22 protein-coding genes and 2 pseudogenes are annotated in these 26394 nt (G+C 32.9%); 14 read left to right on the forward strand and 10 right to left on the reverse strand.

Annotated features, from left to right (window positions below; all coding sequences use genetic code 11):
• Nucleotides 1-550 (reverse strand): annotated as a pseudogene (locus WC622_RS07530) (galactose-1-epimerase); the annotation flags it as partial.
• A 337-nt stretch (nucleotides 551-887) separates the two neighbouring features.
• Between WC622_RS07530 and WC622_RS07535 the strand changes: the two are divergent.
• From WC622_RS07535 to WC622_RS07565, 7 genes are all read left to right on the forward strand, one after another.
• A complete protein-coding gene (locus tag WC622_RS07535) occupies nucleotides 888-1694 on the forward strand; it encodes a hypothetical protein (RefSeq protein ID WP_372818791.1) in 807 nt (268 codons plus the stop codon).
• Complete coding sequence (locus tag WC622_RS07540; protein ID WP_372818793.1) at nucleotides 1684-3720, forward strand: helix-hairpin-helix domain-containing protein; 2037 nt, start codon at nucleotides 1684-1686, stop codon at nucleotides 3718-3720. The genes WC622_RS07535 and WC622_RS07540 overlap by 11 nt, the downstream gene beginning before the upstream one ends.
• 5 nt (nucleotides 3721-3725) lie before the next feature.
• Entirely contained in the window at nucleotides 3726-5822 is a 2097-nt protein-coding gene (locus WC622_RS07545; protein WP_372818795.1) for a ComEC/Rec2 family competence protein, read from the forward strand.
• A gap of 1 nt (nucleotide 5823) precedes the next feature.
• Complete coding sequence (locus WC622_RS07550) at nucleotides 5824-6603, forward strand: enoyl-CoA hydratase/isomerase family protein (protein WP_372818797.1); 780 nt, start codon at nucleotides 5824-5826, stop codon at nucleotides 6601-6603.
• Between the two features lie 18 nt (nucleotides 6604-6621).
• A complete protein-coding gene (locus tag WC622_RS07555) occupies nucleotides 6622-7302 on the forward strand; it encodes a hypothetical protein (RefSeq protein WP_372818799.1) in 681 nt (226 codons plus the stop codon).
• Between the two features lie 61 nt (nucleotides 7303-7363).
• Nucleotides 7364-9229, forward strand: coding sequence for an LTA synthase family protein (locus WC622_RS07560; RefSeq protein ID WP_372818801.1), 1866 nt, complete (start codon nucleotides 7364-7366; stop codon nucleotides 9227-9229).
• A gap of 1 nt (nucleotide 9230) precedes the next feature.
• Nucleotides 9231-11402 carry a S9 family peptidase gene (locus WC622_RS07565; RefSeq protein ID WP_372818803.1) on the forward strand — a complete coding sequence of 724 codons (2172 nt, stop codon included), beginning with the start codon at nucleotides 9231-9233 and terminating at the stop codon, nucleotides 11400-11402.
• 256 nt (nucleotides 11403-11658) lie between these two features.
• On the opposite strand, the gene WC622_RS07570 is transcribed toward WC622_RS07565, so the two are convergent.
• Entirely contained in the window at nucleotides 11659-12360 is a 702-nt protein-coding gene (locus WC622_RS07570) for a DUF3307 domain-containing protein (RefSeq protein WP_372818805.1), read from the reverse strand.
• Nucleotides 12360-12971, reverse strand: a complete 612-nt coding sequence (locus WC622_RS07575) for a hypothetical protein (protein WP_372818806.1) — start codon at nucleotides 12969-12971, stop codon at nucleotides 12360-12362. The genes WC622_RS07570 and WC622_RS07575 overlap by 1 nt, the downstream gene beginning before the upstream one ends.
• A gap of 129 nt (nucleotides 12972-13100) precedes the next feature.
• Between WC622_RS07575 and WC622_RS07580 the strand changes: the two genes are divergently transcribed.
• From WC622_RS07580 to pdeM, 6 genes and pseudogenes are all read left to right on the forward strand, one after another.
• Nucleotides 13101-14138 (forward strand): ligase-associated DNA damage response exonuclease, encoded by a 1038-nt coding sequence (locus WC622_RS07580; protein WP_372818808.1) that lies wholly within the window; start codon nucleotides 13101-13103, stop codon nucleotides 14136-14138.
• Nucleotides 14135-15727, forward strand: a complete 1593-nt coding sequence (locus WC622_RS07585; RefSeq protein ID WP_372818810.1) for an ATP-dependent DNA ligase — start codon at nucleotides 14135-14137, stop codon at nucleotides 15725-15727. The genes WC622_RS07580 and WC622_RS07585 overlap by 4 nt, the downstream gene beginning before the upstream one ends.
• Nucleotides 15724-16665, forward strand: a complete 942-nt coding sequence (locus tag WC622_RS07590; RefSeq protein WP_372818812.1) for a DEAD/DEAH box helicase — start codon at nucleotides 15724-15726, stop codon at nucleotides 16663-16665. The genes WC622_RS07585 and WC622_RS07590 overlap by 4 nt, the downstream gene beginning before the upstream one ends.
• 30 nt (nucleotides 16666-16695) lie before the next feature.
• Nucleotides 16696-16800 (forward strand): annotated as a pseudogene (locus WC622_RS07595) (hypothetical protein); the annotation flags it as partial.
• A gap of 135 nt (nucleotides 16801-16935) precedes the next feature.
• The gene (locus WC622_RS07600; protein WP_372818865.1) at nucleotides 16936-18201 is read left to right on the forward strand and encodes a hypothetical protein; all 1266 of its coding nucleotides are present in this window, start codon (nucleotides 16936-16938) and stop codon (nucleotides 18199-18201) included.
• A gap of 191 nt (nucleotides 18202-18392) precedes the next feature.
• The gene (pdeM, locus tag WC622_RS07605) at nucleotides 18393-19031 is read left to right on the forward strand and encodes a ligase-associated DNA damage response endonuclease PdeM (protein WP_372818814.1); all 639 of its coding nucleotides are present in this window, start codon (nucleotides 18393-18395) and stop codon (nucleotides 19029-19031) included.
• Here the strand turns inward: pdeM and trxA are convergent.
• The 6 genes from trxA to WC622_RS07635 all read right to left on the reverse strand — a co-directional run bounded on the left by trxA (nucleotide 19028) and on the right by WC622_RS07635 (nucleotide 23658).
• Nucleotides 19028-19324 carry a thioredoxin gene (gene trxA / locus WC622_RS07610; RefSeq protein WP_372818816.1) on the reverse strand — a complete coding sequence of 99 codons (297 nt, stop codon included), beginning with the start codon at nucleotides 19322-19324 and terminating at the stop codon, nucleotides 19028-19030. The two genes, pdeM and trxA, sit on opposite strands and share 4 nt — an antisense overlap.
• Nucleotides 19325-19492: 168 nt before the next feature.
• Complete coding sequence (locus WC622_RS07615; RefSeq protein ID WP_372818818.1) at nucleotides 19493-20104, reverse strand: hypothetical protein; 612 nt, start codon at nucleotides 20102-20104, stop codon at nucleotides 19493-19495.
• A 1-nt stretch (nucleotide 20105) separates the two neighbouring features.
• Nucleotides 20106-21374, reverse strand: a complete 1269-nt coding sequence (bioA, locus tag WC622_RS07620; protein WP_372818820.1) for an adenosylmethionine--8-amino-7-oxononanoate transaminase — start codon at nucleotides 21372-21374, stop codon at nucleotides 20106-20108.
• Nucleotides 21371-22246, reverse strand: a complete 876-nt coding sequence (locus WC622_RS07625; protein WP_372818822.1) for a lysostaphin resistance A-like protein — start codon at nucleotides 22244-22246, stop codon at nucleotides 21371-21373. Before WC622_RS07625 ends, bioA begins: the two co-directional genes overlap by 4 nt.
• Nucleotides 22247-22684 (reverse strand): NUDIX domain-containing protein, encoded by a 438-nt coding sequence (locus WC622_RS07630; RefSeq protein ID WP_372818824.1) that lies wholly within the window; start codon nucleotides 22682-22684, stop codon nucleotides 22247-22249.
• The gene (locus WC622_RS07635; RefSeq protein WP_372818867.1) at nucleotides 22681-23658 is read right to left on the reverse strand and encodes a cation diffusion facilitator family transporter; all 978 of its coding nucleotides are present in this window, start codon (nucleotides 23656-23658) and stop codon (nucleotides 22681-22683) included. The genes WC622_RS07630 and WC622_RS07635 overlap by 4 nt, the downstream gene beginning before the upstream one ends.
• A gap of 115 nt (nucleotides 23659-23773) precedes the next feature.
• Between WC622_RS07635 and WC622_RS07640 the strand changes: the two genes are divergently transcribed.
• Nucleotides 23774-24970, forward strand: coding sequence for a pyridoxal phosphate-dependent aminotransferase (locus tag WC622_RS07640; RefSeq protein ID WP_372818826.1), 1197 nt, complete (start codon nucleotides 23774-23776; stop codon nucleotides 24968-24970).
• A gap of 89 nt (nucleotides 24971-25059) precedes the next feature.
• Here the strand turns inward: WC622_RS07640 and WC622_RS07645 are convergent, their stop codons facing one another.
• Nucleotides 25060-26307: an ABC transporter permease gene (locus tag WC622_RS07645; RefSeq protein ID WP_372818828.1), complete on the reverse strand. Its 1248-nt coding sequence runs from the start codon at nucleotides 26305-26307 to the stop codon at nucleotides 25060-25062.
• Between the last annotated feature and the right edge of the window lie 87 nt (nucleotides 26308-26394).

Raw genomic sequence — 26394 nt, forward strand, 5'->3', positions numbered from 1 at the left:
AATTACCTGGAAAACCCTCTTCCATATCTTTTGATACGTAAGTAAATTCTATAGTTTGATGATTAGGTTGTTTTGCATCCCAAACTACATATTGAAATCCCTTTTTACCACCATGTAAAGTGTTTACACCATTATTAGTAAATAAAGAATAAGTTTTACCATCTAAATTAAATTTACCTTTCGCAATGCGATTTCCATAACGACCAATCGTTGCTCCAAAATAAGGTTCCGTAGATTTTTGATAAGCACTTACACTATTAAAACCTACTACAACATCAATAAATTGACCTTTAGCATTTGGGATAAGAAGGCTAACTAGTCTCCCACCATAATTGGTAAACTTAGCCACGGCATTATTTGCATTCTTTAAAATATACAAAGAGGTCTTTTTTCCATTAATTATCTTTTTAAAGGAATCAGCTGTAAGTGTTATGTTTTTTAAACTATCATTATCAAGACTATCATTTATAGAAGCTGTTTTATTTTCAGAATTACAAGCGCTTAATAGTGCAACAACTAAAATTAGGGAAAAAAAAGATTTAAAGTTCATAGGGAAATGTATTTAAATTATACGATCATTAAATAAATGTAAATAGGAAGTTTAGCATTACAAAATGTAAAACCATTATATAAGAAACCCGTTACGTTATTTATAGAAATTCAAATTTCCATTGGAAAAATAAAACATGTACATTTTATAACTGAAATGAAAATTTTTTAATTAAAATTTAAATAAATATTTCATGGCTAAATATTTATTAATCAATACTTAATTTAATTTCCAATAAAGAAATTAAATACTGTTTAATAAATTATATTAGAATTTAATTTCTTTTTAAATATTTATTTATTAATTATATTTTGTTTACATTGGTTTTCATAAACCTATGAACAAACTATATATACCTTTTTTAATGCTTTTAAATGGCATTAATTTTTGCTTCGCACAAAATAATTTAGGTCCAAGATTGACAGCAATGGGCAATAATAGCGCTGCAGTTAAAGATATATGGAGCTTAAATGGAAATATATCAGGGATAACCAATTTAAAATCTCCGACTCTGGCCATAAATTACACAAAGTACTTAATTGATAATGAATTGAGTAACCAATCTGTAGCATTTGTTTTACCATTCAAAAACAACTATTTGGGCGCAAGTTTTAATCGGTACGGTATAGCTGAGTACAATGAAATTAAAGTGGGTTTCGCATTAGCAAAAAAATTTGGGAACAAGTTATCCATTGCTCTAAAAGGAAATTATCATCAAATAAAAATTAACAATTACGGTTCAACAACTGGCTTTTCTCTTGATGTTGGAGGAATGTATGAGTTAAATGAACAAGTTGCTTTAGGGTTTAGTTTAAGTAATCCTTCAGCTCAAAAATATAGTAGTAAAGAAATAGAAACAAAAATCCCAAGTAGGATAGAAATTGGCGGATGTTACAAAGCATCTGACAAAATTTTAATCGCAACCACAATCAGTAAGGATTTTACCTCGGCAATCAATGTTGGTTTAGGGGTCGATTATAAATTCTTAGACCTCATTAGTTTAAGAGGTGGTTTAACTGCTAAACCTTTTAAGCATTACGTTGGCTTCGGATTGAATTATAAAAAATTCATGATGGATATGGCAGTTGAAAGCAATATACATTTAGGTTACACTCCTCAAATTGCTCTAGCTTATGCGTTTTAAATTTTTACTCTTACTAATGGTAATTGGTCTTATTGCTAAAGCTCAAACTCATGAAGATACTTTCATTAAAGATTTGATTGAAAGTTTAGCAGAAAATTTGCCTGAAGATTATGATCTTTCTGAATTGGAAGATAGATTGATCTTTCTAAAAAGGCATCCCATTAATTTAAATCATACAAATCCAGAAGAATTAAAAAGTTTAATCTTTTTATCTCCTTTACAAATCAGTAGTCTTTTTTCTCACCTAAAAACTAATGGAAAATTGTTAGATATTTTAGAATTACAAAGTATACCAGATTTTGATATAGGAACCACAGAAAGACTTTTGCCATTTGTAACATTAAACCAATCTGAGTTAGCGGATGATATTACCTATAGAAACCTATTAAACTTAGGAGATAACGATCTAGTAATACGTTTTGGAAGAGTTATAGAAAAGCCAAAAGGTTTTACAGATTTACCAGGAAGTCATTACATAGGCTCACAGGAAAGATTCTTATTTCGATATAAATATAATTTCTCCAATCGTATTTCGGCATCAATAATTTTCGAGAAAGATGCTGGAGAAGAGTTTTTAAAAGGACCTAAACAATTTCTTCTCGATTATCAATCTGCTCATATCGCTATTCTCAATACTGGTCGATTTAAAAAAATAGTTTTGGGGGATTATACCTTGCAATTTGGTCAGGGATTAACATTATGGTCGGGGTTCGCTTTTGGTAAAGCACCCGATGTAACCAGTGTGGCTAAAAAAGATGTGGGGTTAAAACCCTATACTTCTGCAAACGAATATTCTTTTTTTAGAGGAATTGCTACAACAGCTACTATTGCAAAAAATATAGATTTTACTCCTTTTTTATCTTATCGAAAACTAGATGCTAGTTTGAGTTTAAATAATGATGGAGAAGAAGTGCTTTCTAATCTAAATGAAACTGGTTTACATAGAACGGGTACTGAAATTAAAAACAAAAATAGTGTGTCTCAGCAATTATTTGGTGGTGTTATTCAGTATCAAAAGAATAATTTAACTGTTGGTGCAATCGCCTATCATTCCATTTACAGCAAAGAATTTATTACTGAAAATGAAATTTACCAGAGTTATAATTTTGCAGGTAAAAAACTGACCAACATAGGCTTACATTATAATTATACCTATAAAAATATTTATTTCTTTGGCGAAGCAGGAAAAGGTTCAACTGGAGGTTTAGCATATGTAAATGGAGCTTTAGTAAGTCTTTCATCAAAAGTGTCGGCGGTAGTTTTGCATAGAAATTACGATGCTAATTATCATAATTTCTTTAATCAGGCTACTGCCGAAGCCAGTGAAGCAATAAACGAGAAAGGATTTTACGCTGGTTTAAATATAACACCTGTAAAAGCTTGGACAATTGCCATTTATGCTGATTATTTTCAATTTCCTTGGTTAAAATTTAGAGTTGACGCACCATCAGAAGGTTATGAAGTTCTGGGTCAAATCACATATACGCCAACAAAAACGTTTAAAGCAGTTTTAAGATATAAATCTGAATTGAAGCAGCAAAATACAGACTTGGAAGTTCCGATTAACTATTTGGATGGTGTAAAAAAGGAATCTTATCGAGGCGATGTTAGTTGGCAGTTAAATAAATCATTTAGTTTTCAAAACCGATTAGAAGTCTCTCAGTTTAAAAAAGGAAATACAAAACCTGAATTTGGTTATTTGATTTACCAGGATATAGATTACTCTCCTTTATTTTCTAAAATTTCTGGAAATATAAGGCTTGCGTACTTTAATACGCCATCATTTAACAGCAGAATTTATGCTTATGAAGATGATGTTCTCTACAACTTCACCTTTGGAATGTATAATGGCAAAGGATTTAGAACCTATTTAAATCTTAAATACAAGCTTATAAAACGAGTAGATATTTGGGCGAAGTATGCTTTATCTAGATACAATAAGGCAGAAACAGTGGGAACAGGGCTAGATGAAATAAACGGCAATAAAAAAACCGACGTTAAGCTTCAATTACGTTACCAATTTTAAAAATCTTGACATTTAAATCTGAGATTGTTTTTGTAAGAATTCTACTCCCATTTATTATGGGAATTTGTTGTGCTTACAATTTACAAAACCCATTATTAATTACTCTATTATTAATACTAAGTTTAGTATTGCTAATTTATTCCATTGTTATTAATATTTTTTATAAAACTTTAAGAGCGTATACATTTAAAGGTGTAACAGGTATAATTTTCTATTTATTTTGCGGTACACTTGGTGGAATACTTTGTTTGTTAAATACACAATCTTTAGATAAAGAATACCACGCCAATCGTTCATTTGATTATTTAAAAGTTTGGGTGAATGATGACCCACAACAAAGCAATGACATAGTCAGATTTGAAGTTGTTGTTACAACAGGTTATGAATCTAAAAAATCTCAACCCTTAAGTGGAAAATTATTAATTGCTCTAAAAGTTGACAGTCTAAACCCTGTTAAGTTAAAATATGGAGATGAATTGATTATTTCTTCAAAAAACTTACCTGTGGAACCTTCATACAATCCTTCAGAATTCGATTTTAAAGCCTGGTTAGCCACTAAAAACATCTATCATCAAACATTTATTAGTCAAGATCATTTAATAAAATTGAATAGCAATACTGGTAATAAAGTTATTAAATATGCTATTGAAGTAAGAAAAAGACAAGTTGAGATTTACAGAAAATTGATCCATAATGATGAAGCATTTGCTGTTGCATCGACTTTAGTTTTGGGCTACAGAGCAGATTTAAGCAAAGAAACTTTAGCGACTTACAGTAAAACAGGGACAATACATGCCTTATCAGTATCAGGAATGCATGTTGGCATTATTTACATCTTTTTAAATTGGGCATTATACTTTTTGGATAAGAAAAGAGCTTTAAAGATTTTCAAGCTTCTGCTCATCTCCTCTTTAATATGGTATTATTCACTTTTAACAGGATTTTCGCCATCTGTTCTACGTTCTGCAATTATGCTAACTGTTTACATTTTGGCTAAAGCATTTAATAAAAACAGCAACAGCTATAATATTCTAGCATTTACTGCTTTTTGTTTATTGGTGTATAATCCTTTCTTAATATGGGATGTTGGTTTTCAACTTTCCTTTTTAGCAGTATTTGGATTAATTTATTTACAACCTAAAATTTATAAATGGTTTTATATTAAAAATAAATGGCTCGATAAATTATGGGCAACTGTTGCATTAAGTTTAGCGGCACAGATTGCAACCTTTCCATTAAGCATTTACTACTTTCATCAGTTTCCATTGTATTTTATTTTCAGTAATTTATTTATTCTAATCCCATTAACAGCAATGATGTATTTGGGAATTGGAATTTTAATGCTTCGACTTTATTTATTAGCACCAATTTTCGAATGGATAATTAACTTTACTAATGCTGGTTTAAAATGGATTGCCGACCTCCCGTTTTCTGGTATTACATCAATTTGGTTAAATCAATTGCAGTTAATATTATTGAGTTTTACGTTGACTATTTTCATTATTGCATTAATAAACTATAAGAAAAAACTACTTATAGCTTCTATACTTTGCATTTTCGTTTTTCAATCATTTACTGCATATTATAAAATATCAGCCTCACAACAGAAAAAGATTATGTTTTTTAGTCTTCGGAAAAATTATGCAGCAGCTTTTATAGATGGAAACGAAGCAATTCTTTTAACGGATTTAAGTGCAAACAATAAAAATTATGAGTTTTTTGTTAAACCAGCGTTGGATCAAATGCAAATTACAAAGCTCCACTTTGTGAAATGGGAACGGGATACAGTATTAAAATCATTCACAAAAAAAGAGCATCAGCTTGTATTTCATCAATATCACATTTTATTAATTGATGATGATTTTAACTACAAAAGAATTGATCAGTTACCTAAGTTTGAAAGTGTTTGGCTGCATCACAATCCACGAAAAAACATAGCAGATTTACGAAGTGAAGTTCTATTTTCAACTTTGTTAGTAGATGCAACTAATAAAGATTATATGATTAAACGTTATGAGCAAGATGCAAATAAATTTGAGCTGCAATCGCATATTTTAAAGAAAAATAATTCATATTTGATAGACCTTAAGGTATTAAAATAACATGGTTGAACAACTTGTTTTATATAATGTAGCTGATAGAATTGCAACTGTTACACTAAATCGTGTTGATAAACGCAATGCTTTAAACCCAGAGCTAGTAAGTTTATTGACAGATTATATGTTAAAAGCGGCTGAAGATGATGAGGTTAAAGTTATTATTTTAAAAGCAAATGGTGATACATTTAGTGCAGGTGCAGATCTTGCTTATTTGCAACAATTACAGCAAAATTCATATGAAGAAAATTTAGCAGATTCTAATCGTTTAAAAAATCTATTTACCACCATTTGCTATTTGCCAAAAATTGTAATTGCTCAAGTAGAAGGTCATGCAATTGCTGGTGGCTGTGGTTTAGCTACAGTTTGTGATTTTATTTTTGCTGTCCCTGAAGCAAATTTTGGGTATACAGAAGTTAAATTAGGTTTTGTTCCAGCAATAGTTTCCTGCTTTTTAATGCGTAAAACAAGCGAAACAATAGCTAAAAAACTTTTATTAACTGGAAATCTATTTCCAGCGGAAGAAGCACTAAAATATAACCTGATTACTTTTGTAACAAAAAAAGAAGATATTGCTCAAAGTGTAAATAATTTTGCATTAGATTTGTGTAACAATACATCCGCAAATGCATTAATGATAACTAAACAGCTCATTAATCAAACTACCAATTTAGGATTGGAAAAGAGTTTAGAAATGGCTGTACAAATTAATGCAAGAGTTAGGGAAAGTGATGATTTTAAAAAAGGTGTATCATCCTTTCTAAATAAAGAAAAAATTAAATGGTAAATTAAATCCCTAAATAATATGTTTAAATCTATTAAAACTGGCGTTTTAGCCGCTATCTTAATTAGCTCAGCTATTTATGCTCACGCACAAAAAAAAATAACAGAAGGTTCTGTAACTTATACTGTAGAATATACACCAACGGCTGAACAAGAAGCTATGGTGAATGTATTACCAAAAGAGCAAAAAGTAAAATTTAATGGAAATATGATTAGAATGGAGATGGAACAGGGTCCAGCCACAATTGTAGTTCTACAAGATATTGCTTCAAATTTAGGTTTAGTATTAATTGATGTTCCTGTTGCTCAAATGCAATTTGCAGTTAAGCGTACAAAAGAAGATCATGATAAAGATATAGCTTCAGGACCAAAATTTAGTGACTTTAAGGCAACTGGTGAGAAAAAAATGATTGGCTCTTACAATGCAGAAAAATATACTTATAAAGATGATAAAGGAGGCTCTTATGAACTCTGGACTACAACTGATGTTGAATTACCAGCTGGGTTTTCTGGTGAAGATTTTAAAGATGTTAAAGGTTCTTTGGTTAAATTCACCAACTTTAGACAAGGTCTTAAACAGACTTTAACTGTTAAAGAAATTAAAGAAGAAAAAAATGGTCCATATAAATTAGATGTTCCTAGTGGTTATGAAGTTAAAACCATGGAAGAAATTATGGCCATGCAAGGTGGCGGAGGCGAATAATCGCTAAATAATCGTTATATCAAATCAGGTTTTTATTCATGGCTTTTATTAAATTGCGCCAATGTTTAAAAACCTGATTTTTTTTGCTCGTTTTTTTCTGTTTTGGTTATTGTTTTTTGCAGTAGATAGATTAGTTTTTCTTTTTATCTTCCAAAAAAAACTAAGAGAGATACCTTTTGGAGAAAGAATACAAACCTTTTATTACGCTTTAAGATTAGACTTTTCAATGGCGGCTTATATTACCGTAATTCCATTGTTAGTCTTCATATTTTGGTACTTTTCTAAAAGAACTATAATAAATTTTAAATGGGCTTCAGTTTACAACAAGTCTTTAGTTGTTCTTTTCGGTTTCTTTTCAATTGTTAATTTTAATACGTATCGCGAATGGGGCATTAAAATAAACCACAGCGCCTTAGCTCCAATTATAGAAGCACCAAAAGAAGCATTGGCATCTAGTGGATCCTCGCCATTTCTATTTTCCATGTTTATTTGGGCGATATTAATTGGATCTGGCTTTTATCTTAATTTTATTCTGACCAAAAAGCAAATCAACTTTGTTAAAACTCCAATATGGATAAAATCAATTGTTGCCATTTTACTGCTAGGTTTTAATTTTTTATTAATTAGAGGTGGCGTTGATGTAGCTCCAAACAACCAAAGCATGGCGTATTTTTCTAAGTACGAAATTTTAAATCATGCTTCACTAAATACAGAATGGAATTTAATATCAAGTATATTATCCTCAACAAAAACCAATAAAAACCCATATTTATATTTTGATAACGCAACTGCAGAAAAACAAATTTCAGAATTATACAAAGTTGAAAAAGACAGTACCATTTCTATCTTAAAAACTCAAAAACCTAATGTTATCATCTTTATTTTAGAAAGTTTCACAGCAGATTTAACAAAAACATTGGGCAATGAAGATGGTATCACACCTAATTTCGATAGTTTAATAAATAAAGGAATTTTATTTACAAATATTTATGCTGCTGGCAACCGTACTGATAAAGGTCTAATCGGAACACTTAGTGGTTTCCCTACTTTAGGAATAGGAAGTATAGTTAAATGGCCAGAAAAAATGCAAAAAATACCAGCAATCAGTCAGAAACTTTACCAAAATAAGTATCAAACCTCATTCTATTATGGGGGCGAATCGGAATTTGATAATTATAAAGCCTTTCTCTTAAGTCATAATTATCAGAAATTGATTGATAAACATAGTTTCGATAAAAAAGACATGAATTCTAAATGGGGTGCATATGATGCACTTGTTTTTAACAAACAATTACAAGATATAAATCAAGAAAAACAACCATTCTTTTCCACTATCTTATCTTTAACTAACCACGAACCTTTTGAATTGCCTACAAAACCTAAGTTCGGAGATAAGGATATTATTCAGAAGTTCAAAAGCACAGCTTATTATACAGATTCATGTATAAACGACTATCTTTCAAAAGCTAAAAAACAAGCATGGTATAAAAACACGTTATTTATTTTTGTGGCCGATCATGGTCATTTGTATCCAAAAAACAAGTTCGAGATCTTTCAACCTCAACGGTATCATATTCCTTTGCTTTTTTATGGAGATGTAATTAAGGATGAATATCAAGGAAAGAAATTTGATCAACTAGGAAGTCAACAAGATATTGCGGCTACACTATTAGCACAGTTAAACATTCCTCACAAAGATTTTTTATGGAGTAAAAACCTACTTAATCCTTATAGTAAACATTTTGCTTTTTTTAGCTGGGATAACGGTTTAGGTTTTATTAATGATAACCATTGTGTTACATTTGATAACATTGGCAAAAATATTTTGTACAATAGCAATCCGAAAAATAGTATACAAACAAACATAAATCTTAAATTAGGTCAATCCTATTTACAATCTGTATATCAACAATTTATAAAACTATAGTATGAAACTAACAAAACTATTTATTGCTATTGCAATTGTAGCCTTTATTGGCAACGGCAATGCGAAAGCACAAAGAGGTGGTATTAACTGGACCAAAGATGGAAACAGTTATTATCAAAATGCAGGTGGAGAAATTGTCACCATTACCTTACCAAAAAGTGAGCGCAAAACAGTTATAAGTAAGACCTTGCTTACTCCTGCAAATGCTTCAAGTCCTTTGAATGTAAGAAGCTTTCAATTAACAGATGATGGAACAAAAGCACTTATTTATACCAATACTAAAAGAGTTTGGCGCCAAGATAGTCGTGGAGATTATTGGGTAGCAGATATTGCAAATAACACTTTAAAACAAATTGGAAAAGGTAAACCAGCTTCTTCATTAATGTTTGCTAAATTTTCGCCAGACGCAACTAAAGTAGCTTACGTTAGTGAGCACAACGTTTATGTAGAAGATTTAGCAACTGGAGAGATAAAGGCATTAACTACTGATGGAACTTCCAGAATGATTAATGGAACGTTTGACTGGGTTTATGAAGAAGAATTTAATTGTTTAGATGGTTTTAGGTGGGCTCCTGACAGTAAATCAATTGCTTATTGGCAAATTGACGCGACCAAAATCAAAAACTTTTTAATGATTAACAATACCGATTCAATTTATCCTTTTACAGTTCCTGTAGAATATCCAAAAGTTGGTCAGGATCCGTCTTCTTGTAAAATTGGCGTAGTTGATATAGCGACTGCAAAAACGAATTGGTTAGCGGTTCCTGGCGATAACATTCAGCATTACATTCCTCGGATGGATTGGATTCCAAATACAAACGAAGTTATTTTACAACAATTAAACCGTGAGCAAAATGAGAGCAAAATGTTTATTGCTAATGCTACAACAGGCTCAGTAACTGAAATCTATAAAGAAGCTGATAAAGCTTGGATAGATCCACAAGATAGTTTTGTGTGGTTAAATGGCAATAAAGAATTTGTTTATCAAACCGAAAAAGACGGTTATACCCATTTATATCGCATTAGCAGAGATGGCAAAAAAGAAACGTTGATTACCAAAGGTAACTACGATGTAATCAGCGTTAATTTAATTGACGAGAAAAATAACACGGTTTATTTTATGGCTTCGCCAACAAATGCTACTCAAAAATATCTTTACAAGACTAAATTAGATGGAAAAGGAAAATTAGAAATGGTAACTCCTTCTATCCTACCTGGTACACATAGCTATTCAATTTCACCAAATGGTTTATATGCTCGTCATAGTTACAACAGTTCTGTTGTTTCTCCAGTAACAGAGTGGATGAATTTTGCGACTAATAATCCATTAACTATGGAAGGAAGTATAACAAACCAATTAGCTAAACAAACGCCGCCTAAAAACAAAGTAGAGTTCTTTAAAGTAACTACTGAAGATGGAATTGAAATGGACGGTTGGATGAAAAAACCAGACAATTTCGATGCTACTAAAAAATACCCTGTTGTATTTTACGTATATGGCGAGCCTGCTTCGCAAACTGCTGCAGACGTTTGGGGCGCTGGCAGAAACGGTTTATATGTAGGTGATATGGCTAAAGATGGCTATATCTATATTTCAATGGATAATCGTGGTGCGCCTGTTCCAAAAGGTGCAGCATGGAGAAAAGCGATTTACAAAAATATCGGTGTAATTAATATTCGTGATCAGGCAATGGCTACTAAAAAATTATTGGCTACTTATCCATTTATGGATAAAGATCGCGTTGCTGTTCACGGCTGGAGTGGTGGTGGTTCATCTACCTTAAACTTGTTATTCCAGTATCCTGACATTTATAAAACTGGTATCGCTGTAGCAGCGGTTGCTAATCAATTAACTTATGATAATATTTATCAGGAGCGTTACATGGGCACTCCTTTTCCTACCACAGACGCTTATGTAAAAGGTTCTCCTATTACGTATGCTAAAAACTTGGTTGGAAATTTATTGTATATACATGGAACGGGAGATGATAATGTTCATTATCAAAATGCGGAAATGTTGATTAATGAATTGATTAAGAACAAAAAAGTATTCCAAATGATGAGCTATCCAAATCGTACACATGGTATTTTTGAAGGTGCAGGAACAAGTGAGCATTTAGCATTAACCTATACTAAATTCTTAAAAGAATACTGTCCACCAGGAGCTAGATAATTCAAATTATAAAAAACAAAAGCCTCAAGTAATTAGTACTTGAGGCTTTTTAGTTGAAAAGCAATCAATATTTCTATTAAAGTTAGTCCTGCACTTTGTTTCAAGTCCTCGTCTTGTGCCTCAACTGTGGGCTTTCCACTTCGTTCAGGTTTAAAATACGCGGGTCTTTGCTATTAGTTATGTTTCCTTGCAATACGCTAGTTCGTCATATTATTTCGATCCGATAGCTATCGGATGAGTATCATGCTTCAAAAAACTATAAAGCAACATTCATAACGGTCATAGCCGCAATTAAAGCAATACCGAAGCTTAATAAAGTTCCAATTAAAACATACTCGGTTAGCTTAATATCGTGTGCTTCTTTTAGGTCGCCAAACCTAAAAATAGACTTAGCTGCCAATAAAAATCCAACAGCTTCAAAATGATGGGTGCACACAAATAAGTAGATTAACAATCGCTCTAAAATGCCAATAAATTTGCCGGCATCTTGTAATGAGCTCGACGCTTTGCTAGGTATCCATTTTGCAATAATTACCCTGATAAATATGGCAGCTGGAGATGTTAAAAATAAAGCACCTAGTAAGAACGACCAAAGCTGGGTATTTTCTAAAAAATTGAAACTGATTACAGGTTGATAGAAATAGTTCCAACAACCTACAATTAGTATAAGGTGAAGAAATTGATCGGCAAAAAACCAGATTCGTTTTGTTTTATCGATTTGGAAAGTAAGTTTTAAAACATCAATAATACCGTGTAATACGCCAATAACCAATGCCATTTTCCAAACATTAAAAGATACAAACACCACAAATATTAACGCAATATGAATGGCTATATGCAAATAAAGCTTATCAGATTTTCCTTTCTTTTTTTCCTTTTCGTCTACCCAAGAATTTGGTTGAAGAAAGAAATCGCCTAGTATATGAGCCAGTAAAAGTTTCAATAAAGCAATTTCCATTATTTTTTAATTAGTTTGGCAATTAGCATTCTGTATCTGTTTTCGAGCTCCATTATTTCTGTAAAATGTGCTCTTTTTAAAGCTTCACTAACTGAAGATTGGCTTCTACCAGATATTTTGGCAATTTTATCTTGTTTAGTATTTTGATTTTCAATGGCATATTTAACCATTTCGGCAGCAATTTGACTCCAACTATCCATTGTTATCAATGCCAATTTAATAAATAAATTTAGCTCTTCATCAATCTTCGGCCAAGGCGTTGTTATCGCCATATTTACCTTATTTATTTTTAAGGCATCGAAAGCTCCTCCAGAGTTAATAAAAGCTTCTCCATTGGCTTCAGTTACCTTCTCTGCATTAATGCTTTTCTTTCCAATTCCTATCCCAATTCGTACATCAGCGCCCTTTATTGTTTTAATACAGGCCTTAATGTATATGGCATTTACTAACGCATCTTTGGCATTTAATTCTATCTGAAAACTATCACCTCTAAATATTTCCCAGTTAATATTTTTACCAAATAGACCATTTAAAGCAGCTCTAAGGGTATCAATCCACTCATCAGGTAGTGCCCTCGAATTAATTATGTCTCCAGTTATTACAGCTATCATAAATCTAATATCGGGTAAATACCCGATAATTCAAAATATCGGCTAATTACCCGATAATCTCATTTATCGGCTAAATACCCGATAATAATTACTAAAACTTATGCTCATAACCATTTGTTGTATACTATAATGAATTTAATTGAATTTACAAATCGAGGTATTTACTGTAAAAAAGGTAATTTTTACATTGATCCTTGGCATCCGGTCGATTATGCGGTAACCACACACGGACACGCAGATCATGTTAAATGGGGTAATAAAAACTATTTGTGCCACGATTTAACAAAGCCAATTTTAAAGCAACGATATGGTTTAGAAGATAACGTACAAACCTTACCATACAACAAGGAAATAGATATTAATGGCGTTAGACTAAGTCTTTTTCCGGCAGGCCATGTAATTGGATCCTCTCAAATTAAATTGGAATATAAAGGAGAAATTTGCGTAGTCTCTGGAGATTACAAAGTAGAATACGATGGCATTAGTACTGCATTTGAGCCTGTAAAATGTCACACTTTTGTTTCTGAAAGTACCTTTGGCTTACCTATTTACAATTGGCAACCTCAAGAATTAATATTTGAGCAGATTAAAAGTTGGGTTAGAGATAATAGGACAAAAAGCAAAACCAGCATTTTAGTAGCTTATAGTTTAGGAAAAGCACAAAGGTTAATTAAAAATTTAGCCGGCGAATACCCAATTTATGTTCATAATTCTATCGCAAATTTAAACGAAGGTTTTGCCGAAGCTGGGGTAGAATTACCAGAAACCATTAGAATTACTGCAGAAACCAAAAAAGACGAATTACAAAAAGGAATTGTCATTATTCCACCAGCATTGGCCGATGGGCGTTGGGTAAAAAATTTGCAGCAACCAGCAATTGGCGTTTGCTCTGGTTGGATGGCGGTTAGAGCCGGCAGAAGATGGCGTAGTGCTGATGCTGGTTTTGCACTAAGCGACCATGCAGATTGGCCTGGATTATTATCAGCAATTAAAGCTACAGAAGCAGAAAAGGTATTTGTCACACACGGCTCTACAGCGGTTTTTTCTAAATATTTAAATGAAATTGGAATTAGCTCTGAAGAAGTATTAACTAAATACGGTGCCGAAGATGATAATGAAGTTATTGGCGAAGCAAATGAAAATCCACTTAAAGAGGAAAGCAAATGAAACGCTTCTCACAACTCATCCAAGAATTAGAGCTCAGCAATAAAACCAATGATAAAATTGCTGCGTTGGTTGCTTATTTTACAGAAGCAGATGATAGAGATAAGCCTTATGTAATTGCGATGTTTACTGGGAAACGACCAAAAAGACCAATAACCACCGCGTTAATTAAACAATGGGCTATTGAGTTAAGCGGCATCCCTGAATGGTTATTTTCTGAAAGTTACAGTAGCGTTGGAGATTTAAGTGAAACCATAGCTTTAGTGCTTCCGCCAGCAGCAAACGCAATTGATAAACCTTTGCACCAATGGATTACAGAGCTTGCGCAATTACAAGGAGAAACAGATGAAGCTAAAAAAGAATACATTCTAACTGCTTGGAATAGCTTAAACACACAAGAACGATTTATTTTTAACAAACTCATATCTGGTAATTTTAGAATTGGGGTGTCTAATAAAATGCTGGTTAATGCTATCGCCAAACATAGTGAAGAAGAAAGCAGCAAAATAATGCACAGCATTATGGGTAAGTGGCAACCAAATGAAATCACTTATCAAGAATTAATTGATGGGGCACACGTAAATACCGATAATAGTTGGCCCTACCCTTTTTGTTTGGCTTATGCGTTAGAAACTGAACCAGAAAATTTAGGAGATACAAATGCGTGGCAAGCCGAATGGAAATGGGATGGCATACGTGGACAAATTGTAAAGCGAAATGGCGAATTGTTTATTTGGTCGCGGGGTGAAGAATTGGTAACAGACGAATTTCCAGAGCTTCATTTTCTAAAAGACGAATTACCAGATGGAACAGTTTTAGATGGAGAGATACTTTCAGTTAAAGATGGCAACGTACAATCCTTTAGCACCTTACAGCAAAGATTAAATCGTAAAACGATAAATAAATCTCAACTGAGCGGTGCACCAATTGGTTTCTTTACTTATGATATTTTAGAGTTCGAAGCACAAGACATCCGCCAAGAACCCTTATCTACAAGAAGGAAAATTTTAGTTGATGTAATACATCATTTGACAACAAAAGATATCGCTTTGTTATCACCAGTTATAGAATTTGATAGTTGGGAAAAACTTGCTGAACTGAGAGATACTTCAAGACAATTAAACAGCGAAGGGATTATGCTTAAAAAGCTAGACTCTATTTTTCATACTGGTCGTAAACGTGGCGATTGGTGGAAATGGAAAATTAATCCGTACACCGTTGATACCGTAATGATTTACGCCCAAAAAGGAAGCGGACGTAGAGCTAATTTTTACACTGACTATACTTTCGCAGTTAGAGATGGTGAACAGTTAATTACCATTGCAAAAGCTTATTCAGGCTTAACAGACAAAGAAATTAAAGAAGTAAATTCATTCGTCAATAAAAACGCCATAGAGAAATTTGGACCCGTTAGAACGGTAAAACCAGAACTCGTTTTTGAGATTGCATTTGAAGGCATAGCCGAAAGTAAAAGACATAAAGCAGGTTTGGCTTTGCGTTTCCCTCGCATCGCCCGATGGAGAAAAGATAAAAAAGCTGATGAAATTAATACTTTAGATGACTTGAGGCAGTTATTGAATTCTACATTATGAGTTTGTCCAAAACAAAAGGTTATCAGCAAGTTATAGCTTGGCTAAAAAAAGACGAGAAAAAGCCATTTAAGTTTCAAGAAGAAGCTTGGAGCTATTACGCCAAAGGTTACAGCGGATTGGTAAACGCCCCTACAGGTTTTGGTAAAACATTTTCTTTGTTTTTAGCGGTTGTAATTGAAGGGATTAACTTAGCAGAGTTGAAGGATAAGAAAAAAGCCAAAGACCGCTTACAACTCATCTGGATTACGCCTTTACGTTCTTTAGCCAAAGATATTGCAAGAGCGATGCGAGAAGTATTAGCTGAATTAGAACTCGATTGGTATGTTGGCGTGAGGAATGGAGATACTACTCAAGCAGAAAAGCTACAGCAAAAAAAATCGATGCCAGAGATTTTGCTGATTACTCCAGAAAGTTTACACCTATTATTAGCGCAAAAAGGTTCATCAACTTTGTTTGAAAGCTTAAAATGCGTTGTAGCAGACGAGTGGCACGAACTTTTAGGCAGCAAACGTGGCGTTTTGGTAGAATTAGCCATTTCAAGAATTAAAGGTTTACAAAAAGCTAATAAAAAACAGCATTTAAGAGTTTGGGGCATTTCTGCAACTATTGGCAATATAGATGAAGCTTTAGATGTAATTGAACCAGATTTAAGTGCAAAACGCATCATCATTAAAGCAAAGCTGAATAAAAAGATCATCATCAAATCTATTTTACCAGATGATATTGAAACTTTGCCCTGGGCTGGGCATTTAGGCTTAAAATTAGCTTACAAACTCTTACCAATCATTGAGAAAAGTAAAACTACTTTAATCTTCATCAATACACGTGGCCAGTCTGAAATGTGGTATCAGCATTTGCTGAATATTGAACCAGAACTGGCTGGAAGAATTGCAATCCACCACGGATCAATATATTTTGAACTGCGCAATTGGATTTAAGGTGCTTTACACACTGGCTTATTAAAAGCTGTTATTGCCACATCATCATTAGATTTAGGTGTAGATTTTAAACCAGTTGATACAGTGGTACAAGTAGGTTCGCCAAAAGGTGTTGCTCGGTTTTTACAAAGAGCTGGCCGTTCGGGTCACTCACCTGGAGAAACTTCTAAAATCTACTTCCTCCCTACTCACGCTTTAGAATTGGTTGAAGCTGCAGCCATAAAAGAAGCTGCAAAAGAAAACAATATAGAAAGCAGAGAACCAGTAATTATGGTTTTCGATACACTTATTCAATATTTGGTTACACTTGCCATAGGCGATGGTTTTGATGATAAAATCATTTATGAAGAAGTAAAAAACACTCATGCTTTTAAAATGCTTTTGCCCGAGGAATGGCATTGGATTATGCAATTTATCACATCTGGTGGAGATAGTTTAACTGCTTATCAAGAATTTAAAAAGGTTGCTAAAGACGAAGAAGATGGACTTTGGAAAGTGAAAAGCAGGCAAATCGCTATGCGGCACCGATTACATATTGGAACGATTGTAAGTGATGCAATGCTGAAAGTAAAGTTTCTTTCTGGTGGCTACATTGGAATGGTGGAGGAATATTTTGTTTCAAAACTCAAAGCAGGCGATAGTTTTACGCTAGCAGGAAGAATTTTAGAATTTGTGCACATCAAAGATATGACTGTAATTGTTCGCAAAAGCAAACAGAAAAAAGCAATGTCGCCCAGTTGGTTAGGTGGTAGATTGCCTTTATCGTCTAATTTAGGCACTGTTTTAAGAAAAAAATACAATGAAGTATTGAACAAAACACATCAAGAAGAAGAGTTGGATGTAGTTTACCCATTATTTTTGGTACAACAAGAACGTTCTCACGTACCCAGAAACGATGAATTACTAATAGAAATGATTAATAATAAAGAGGGTTTCCATCTCTTTGCTTATCCGTTTGAAGGTAGATTGGTTCACGAAATATTGGCTGCTTTAATCGCCTATCGATTAAGTAAACTAATACCCATTACTTTTTCACTAGCAATGAATGATTACGGTTTTGAATTATTAAGTGATATTGAAATCCCTATGGATGACGCGATTGCTTACGAAGTTTTTTCACCAGAAAATTTAACTGAAGATATTTCTCTAAGCATCAACTCTACAGAAATGGCTCGCAGGAAATTTAGAGATATTGCCTGTATTTCTGGTTTGGTTTTTCAGGGTTATCCTGGCAAGTACGTTGCAAATAAGCATTTACAATCTTCTGCGGGTTTGTTTTTCAATGTTTTTAGTGATTTCGACAAACATAATTTATTGTTACGCCAAGCTTATGATGAGGTTTTTTACCAACAATTAGAAGAACCACGATTGGCGGCGGCTTTACATCGTATTCAGCAAAGTACAATTGTGATTACTCATCCGAAAAGATTTACGCCCTTATCATTTCCTATTAAAGTGGATAGTTTACGAGCCAATATGAGCTCTGAAGAATTAGAACATAGAATTGAAAGAATGAAAGTGGAAGTTTTTAAATAGGTATTTACTTTGTCAAAGCTTTAATAAACTATCTCAATGCTAGGACAAAGTTAAATCTAAGAGGGAGTCAATTCAAACTTTGTCAAAGTAAAAACAGACTAAGCAATCAATAAATTTGACAAAGTATGCCTAGCTTTGTATAATTCAAAAAAAGATGCTTCGACTACGCTCAGCATAACAATATGGAATAAATGACGATAACGATTAGAGAAGAAGAGCTGATTTTAGCAAAAGAAAGAGCCATTTTTTTACCAAAAGAAAAACTGTTAGCCATAAGCGATTTACATTTAGGCAAAGCAGCTTATTTCCGTAAAGCTGGTTTACAAGTACCTTCTACCCTTGCACAAAGTGATTTAAGCAGACTAAGCGAACTTTTGAGCCAATATCAGCCAGAAACATTGCTAATAAATGGCGATATGTTTCATCACGATATAAATACTGATATTGATGATTTTGACCGATGGAAAGAACAATATTCAAGCTTAAAATTTGTATTGGTTAAAGGAAACCACGATAAATTAGATGAAAAACAATATCAAAGACTAGGAATTGAAATTCACGATCCAAGTTATTGCACACCAAATTTCTGTTTTATTCATGATGCAGTTGAATGTAAAGAGGAAAATCTTTATCCAATAAGCGGGCACATTCATCCTGGAGTTTCTGTTTGGGGAAAAGCCAAGCAAAGCTTAAAATTTCCTTGCTTTTACTTTGGCAATGACTACGCAGTGATGCCTGCATTTAGCGCATTTACAGGATTAAGTCTGATCAAACCTAAAACAAATGAGCAAGTTTATGCAATAACGCCAACCAAGGTTGTGAAGGTTTAACTATTGCTTTCAATTAGATTTTTAAGTTGAGCAGCAGGTATAGCACCACTTTGTCGCCAGATTTGCTTTCCATTTTTAAATAAAATAAAAGTAGGCACGCCTTGCACATTGTATGCAGCAGCTGCATTTCTGTTCTTATCAACATCAACTTTAATTATCAATGCCTTATCTCCTATTTCACTTTTAACTTGATCTAAAATTGGCGCCATCATTTTACATGGGCCACACCATTCGGCAAAAAAATCTACCAAAACCGGTTTGTCACCATTTATTAATTCTGAAAATTTAGACATGATATTTAGTTTTTATATAGAACAATTTTGTTGTTGTTAAAGTTTTTTTGGAAGTGTAATGATTTTAGAAATTACGTCATTCCCGTGAAAACGAGAATCGTAAAGCTATGTTTAAGCAACCATTTTTATTGCATTACGATACCCAATCAAGTTGGGTATGACGAATCCTTATGCTGCGACTTCTTTTTCTAAACCAATCATCCAATTGTTAAACATTTGTTGCTCAATTTTAATGATTTCATTTGCATGTCTTTCCCAATCTGAAGAGAACTCTCTTAATTGATTTAACATTTCTTCTAAATGACCCTCTTCTTCTAAAATGATAGATTTTACTGTTACTCGGCTCTCTTTTGCTGTTAAAATTCCTTGATATATTGGATAAAGCTCATCTGCTCTTACTTCTATGGCATACGTAACAAAAAGATAAGCTGCAAATTTTAAATCGTAGCCAGATAAGTTAAAATGATTTTTCAAATATCTACACACTAAAACATCTAAAGTATTCAAGTAATATTTAGTATGATTTGGGGCTAAAAGTTCTGCATTGCTGTAAGTTTTGCAAACATTCTCATCAAGCTTTGCCAATTGTTTTTTTAGGTAATAAGCGTGGCGATGTTCTTCTGCAGCGTGTTTTAATATTAACAAGGTTACTTCTTCTTTATGTTCTGAAGCCGAAATCTTTTTAGCACCTGCATTTTCCATATAAGACAAGGTATTTAACCATTTGGAATGCAGTAAATTATCATTTACAATATTTTCTAAAATCGAAGTTAATTGCATATTATATTTCGTCTAAAGCTTGTTGAATTGAGTTGTAAATGTACGCCAAATCATCATTAGAAATGACATAAGGAGGTAAGATATAAATGATGTTTCCCAATGGGCGGAGTATAATTCCTTTATTTAAAAAGTAATTATAAAGTCTGTCTCTTAATCCGCAAAGGTATGAAGTGTCACTTCCTGTTTCCCATTCTATGGCAATGATTGTTCCTGTTTGCCTAATGGTTCTAACTTTTGGATGGTTTTCTATTTCCTTAAAAAAGATTTTATGCTGCGCTTCTACCCTTTGGATATTAGCCAAAGTTTCCTCAGACAATAAAATATCCAAACTTGCTAACGATGCTGCACAAGCAATAGGATTTGCGGTAAATGAATGCCCGTGATACAACGTTTTCAATTTATCATCGCTTAAAAAGGCTTCGAAAATTTTCTCATTGCAACTTGTCACACCCATTGGCATTGTACCGCCAGTTAAACCTTTGCTTAGGCAAAATATATCCGGATGATTAGTTAATTGCTCACAGGCGAAATAAGTGCCCGTACGACCAAATCCTGTCATTACTTCATCTGCAATTGTTAAAATATCATTTTCTTGACAAGCTTTTAAAAGTTCATCTAAGTATTTTGCTTCATACATTAACATTCCGCCCGCTCCTAAAATTAAAGGCTCGAAGATGAAACAACAAAGTTCAGATTTGATTTGCAAAAGTTTAGTTTGAAGTTCTAAAATGTTCTCAGCGTTAGGCAAATCGATAAACTCTACATCGAATAACAAATCATTAAATGGATTGGTAAAAATGCTCCTTCCACTTACAGACATTGCGCCAAAAGTGTCACCATGATATGCATCTTTAAATGCTAAAACTTTCCTCTTTTTGGCGTTTCCCTTGTTATTCCAGTATTGCAAGCACATTTTTAACGCAACTTCAACCGCTGTTGAACCGTTATCGCTATAAAAAATTTTATCTTGTTTACCCGGTAATAATGGCAACAATCGCTCTGCCAATAAAACAGCAGGTTCGTGTGTAAAGCCAGCAAAAATTACGTGTTCTAATTGCTTTAACTGAGCCGAAACCTTATCTGCAATGTATGGATGTGCATGACCATGAATAGTTACCCACCAAGACGAAACTGCATCAATATATTTATTTCCGTCTTCATCAAAGATATAAACTCCCTCACCTCTAACTATTGGAATAGGATTTTGAGCATCTTTCATTTGGGTATATGGATGCCAGATTACCTTTTTATCTCGTTCTATTAAACTCATATTGTTGTTTCTTCTTCAAAATCTTCTTCAAAAACAGTTGTAATAGGTTCTATTTTATAACGAATCAATAACCAAATTATTAAAATTGATAAAGCAATTGTGCAAAATATAGAACCTTCAATGCCAAAAGAGCCCCCAGAAAAATAATTTTGACCAACAGGTTTGGCTAACAATATTCCTGGCGTATCTGTGCCACTAACTTTATAACCTAAAAGGATTCCTTGCGTAAAATTCCAACCAAAATGAATACCAACAGCCCAACTTACATTTCGTTTTTGTAAAGTATATATAGAAAAAAGCGCACCGGCTAACGTAATATTTAACATTGCTACTGCATTAAAACCTGGATTTGCCAAGTGTATAAAACCGAATAATACACTGTTTAAAATTATGGTTAGACTAATGGGATATCGCTCTGCCAAAATGTATAAAGGAAATGATCTAAACATCAATTCTTCAAACACGGCTACAATGATGAAAAATAATAAATATCCAAAAAACAGAAGTATACTAATCTTCGCTACAGAAAATACGACATTGCCATTCAATAAAAGCAAGCTAACACAAAATGCAATTAATAGAAATCCAATTAAGCTTCCTTTTAAAAAACCAGAAACTGATTTTTCTTTTGATACAAATACAGTTCTAAAATCTACTGTAGGGAAAACCTTAAAAATCATTAAAAGTGCACCTAACACTGCCACCACAGTAGAGCCTTCTAAAAGTAAATCAGCTATAAAAGATTTTTTATCTATTGAAATAAAATCAAATTGAGAAATTATTCCAAATGGTAATAAACACATGAAAATAAAAATCAAGAAGAGAATTACCTTAAGAATTGGACTTAAATAGTATAAAATCTTTTCTTCCATCTAAGTAATTGATTTTTTTAAAAGGCTTACTACTGCTTTATCTGTTTTAAAAGTGACATCATTTTCATTTATATTGTTAATATTCACCCATCTAAAAGATTGCGATACATCCTTATCAAAATCGAAAACTTTTGTTTTAAATGGTAATTGTAAGGGATGTGTTTCTTTTACCAAATAGTAAATACTAATTACCTGGCTATCGTTAAAAGAAGACTTTTCATAAAAATCAGTAGTATAAAAATGACCAGTTACTTCAATTTCTGCATTGCATTCTTCTATAAATTCACGTTTAAGTGCATCAATCAAGCCCTCACCCAACTCCAATCCTCCGCCAGGAAATTTAGTAAAGTTTCGACCAAACTCATTTTCATCACTAAGTAAAACCTCATTTTGAGAATTAATCAGCAATCCGTAAACTCGTACGTTAAAGTAACTCATTGACTAAAATGCTTTTGATTTTTGGTAACATTTTCCATATCCCATTTAATTTCTCCTCTAAACTCTTCTTGTCTAACACCACAATTATGCATTTTACAATAATTACAACAAGCTGGCAAACAAGGATCTGCATGTATAAATAGTTCCGTTTCATGCTTACCAGAAAAATTAATCAGCTTATCTATATTAGAAATTTCTTGATGCACTGTGTTTAAATCGAAATAATAAGGCAATGTAACATGGCAATCTATATGTAGATCTGCTCCATATTGTTGAGCTCGCAAATTATGAACATCAATCCAACTTTCTTCTCTATTCTCTTGTAGAATTGATACGATGTCTTTTACCAGTTCAATATTACTTTCATCCATCAATCCGCCAACAGATTTTCTAGTTAGCTTATATCCATTAAAAATGATATACAAACCTAAAGCAATTGAAACTACACCATCTAGCCAATAGATTTGAGTTAATTGAATTAGAATTATTCCAATTACTAATCCGCCACTGCTAATAGAATCAGTTAGTAAATGCTTTCCATCAGCCTCTAAAGTAATAGAGTTGTTCTTTTTGCCCGTATTAATTAAATAAAAACCAATTATTAAATTAACTAAGCCAGTAGCCCCAATAATAATTGCACCATCATACAATTGTCCAATTTCATTTGGATAAATTAAATCATAACCAGATTTAAAAACAATAATAATTCCTGCTACACCTATTAAAACACCTTCTACAAAAGCTGAGAAAAACTCAACTTTACCATGTCCATATGGATGGTTTTCATCTTTAGGCAGCGTACTGAGGTAGATACTATAAAAGGCAAAAGAACTTGCAATTACATTTACAATGCTTTCTGCAGCATCTGTTAAAATTGCGTTAGAGTTAGTTAAAAAATAAGCTACAAATTTTGCTAGCATTAATAAAACACTAACACAGAGTGAAATGAGTATGGCTTTCTTTTTTGGTTGCAATTGAATAATTTTAGAAGTCAAAAATACAGTTAAAGCATGTAAATTTTAATAAAAACTATCTTTTTTATTGCCTAATACCGATTGCTTTTTATATTTGCGCAATCACAAAAATATTATGGCAGTTTTATCTCAAAGAATCAACAACTTATCAGAGTCAGCTACACTTAAAATGACCAAACTTGGTCGCGAATTAGCAGCCAAAGGAATTAACATTATTAGTTTAAGTATTGGCGAACCCGATTTTAACACTCCAGATCACGTAAAGGAAGCTGCTAAAAAAGCTTTAGATGAAAACTGGACTCGTTATTCTCCAGTTCCAGGATATCCAGAATTACGCCAAGCAATCGTTAATAAATTAAAGAAAGAGAATAATTTAGATTATGATATTTCACAGATTGTAGTTTCTACTGGAGCAAAACAGTCTTTATCAAATGTAATTTTAACTTTAATTAATCCAGGAGACGAAGTAATTATTCCTACCCCATATTGGGTTTCTTATTCAGAAATGGTAATACTTGCAGAGGGAAAGTCTGTTTTTATAGATACTAACATTGAGAGCGATTTCAAAATTACACCCGAGCAATTAGAGGCTGCAATTACCCCAAAAACTAAGCTTTTCATGTTTTCATCACCTTGTAATCCAACTGGGTCAGTTTATAGCAAAGCAGAATTAGCAGCATTGGTTAAAGTTTTCGAAAAATATCCAAACATTTTCATCCTATCGGACGAAATTTATGAGCATATAAATTTTGTTGATCAACATGAATCGATTGCACAATTTGATAGCATTAAAGAACGCGTAATTATTGTAAATGGTTTTTCTAAAGCTTTTGCAATGACTGGTTGGAGATTAGGATATATTGCGGCTAGCAAAGAGATTGCTGCAGCTAATGACAAAATGCAAGGACAAACAACTTCTGGAACTTGTTCCATTGCTCAACGTGCTGGTATTGCAGCTTACGAGCAAGGATTAGAAACAGTTTTAGAAATGAAAAAAGCTTTTGCTAGACGTAGACAGTTAGTTTATGAGTTATTAAACGATATACCAGGCGTAAAAACAAATTTGCCGGACGGTGCATTTTATTTCTTCCCAGAAATTAGTTCATTCTTTGGTAAAAAAGATGCCGATGGAAATGTAATTAAAGATTCTGCTGATCTAGCTTTATATTTATTAAATGTAGGTCATGTTGCAACTGTTGGTGGTGATTCTTTTGGAAATAACAACTACATCCGCCTATCTTATGCTGCATCTGATGAAAACTTAATAGAAGCATTAAGAAGAATTAAAGCTGCATTAGCGTTGTTAAATTAGAATTTCATTACTACTTAAATATAAAAAAAAGGAGCATCAAATTGGTGCTCCTTTTTTATATATAAATTAATATTCTTTTATTCTTATTTTTATGATCTTATCGCTTCCACTGGATCTAATCTTGAAGCAGAAAACGCTGGCCAAAAACCTGCAATTAAACCAATTCCGACAGACCATCCAATACCTTTAGCCACATTTTTTAGATATAAAATCACTTCGACATCAAAGACATGCGTAAATAGAAGTGTCAGTAAATACACGAGTCCCAATCCTAAAAGTCCTCCCATTAAACATAGAGCTACTGCTTCAAATACAAATTGTAATAAAATAAAGTAGTTTTTAGCACCCAATGATTTTTGGATACCAATGATATTTGTACGTTCTTTTACAGAAACAAACATAATATTGGCGATACCAAAACCACCAACCAAAACAGAAAATCCACCAATAATTAAACCTGCTATATCTACTACACCAAACATGATGTCTAATTGATTGGAAAGCATGGTGGTTTTATTTAAAGAAAAATCATCTTCTTGGCCTGGCTTTAAACGCCGAATAGAACGCATTTGACCTTTTAGTTCTGCTTCAACTTCTTCTAATGCTATATTTTCTTTTCCTCTCACAGTAACTTGAGGATTATATCTTTCGTTATTAATATCAAAAATGCCTTTTGCTAAGTTTAATGGAATGAGTACATTCTTATCTTGCGACATACCCATCATATCTTCGCCTTCTTTTTTAAATACACCAACAACAGTAACCCTCCGCCCCATTACCTTAATTTGTTTACCTACTGGTTCTTCACCATCAAACAAACCATCAGCAATTTCGGCTCCGACTATACACACAGGCGAACCAGATTTACTTTCATTTTCTGTAAAATATCTTCCATCTTGAAATTCTAAATCCCAAGTTTTATCATATTCTTGTGAAGCTGCGTTTAAACTTGCTCCTTCAACAGAATTACTACGGTATTTTAACGTCCGGCTATTTGCCGAAACTTCATAAGAAACTCCTTGCGCCATATCCATACGATCTTTAAGTGCTAAATAATCTCTTAAAGATGGTTCTGGACGATTTACATATTTCCACCAAGGAAAATTCCCACTGAAAATCCATGGCCATTTCTGCACAAATAAAGTGTTAGATCCTAATTTATCTACACTACTTTGAATTTTATTGCGCATGGTGTCAACACCAGTTGAAACTGCAATAATGATAAAAATACCAATTGTTATCCCTAATAAAGATAGCGCAGTTCTCAGTTTATTCTGACGAAGTGCGTCCCAAGCAAACCTGAAACTTTCGCCAATTAGTCTAAATATCATTATCATATCGTTTAGACCAAAAATACCTAAAAAGGTTACAGTTACTCAACTATAATATAAAAAATACATTAAAAATAATTTTGCATCGATCAC

The organism is Pedobacter sp., assembly GCF_041662865.1.
GTDB lineage: Bacteria > Bacteroidota > Bacteroidia > Sphingobacteriales > Sphingobacteriaceae > Pedobacter.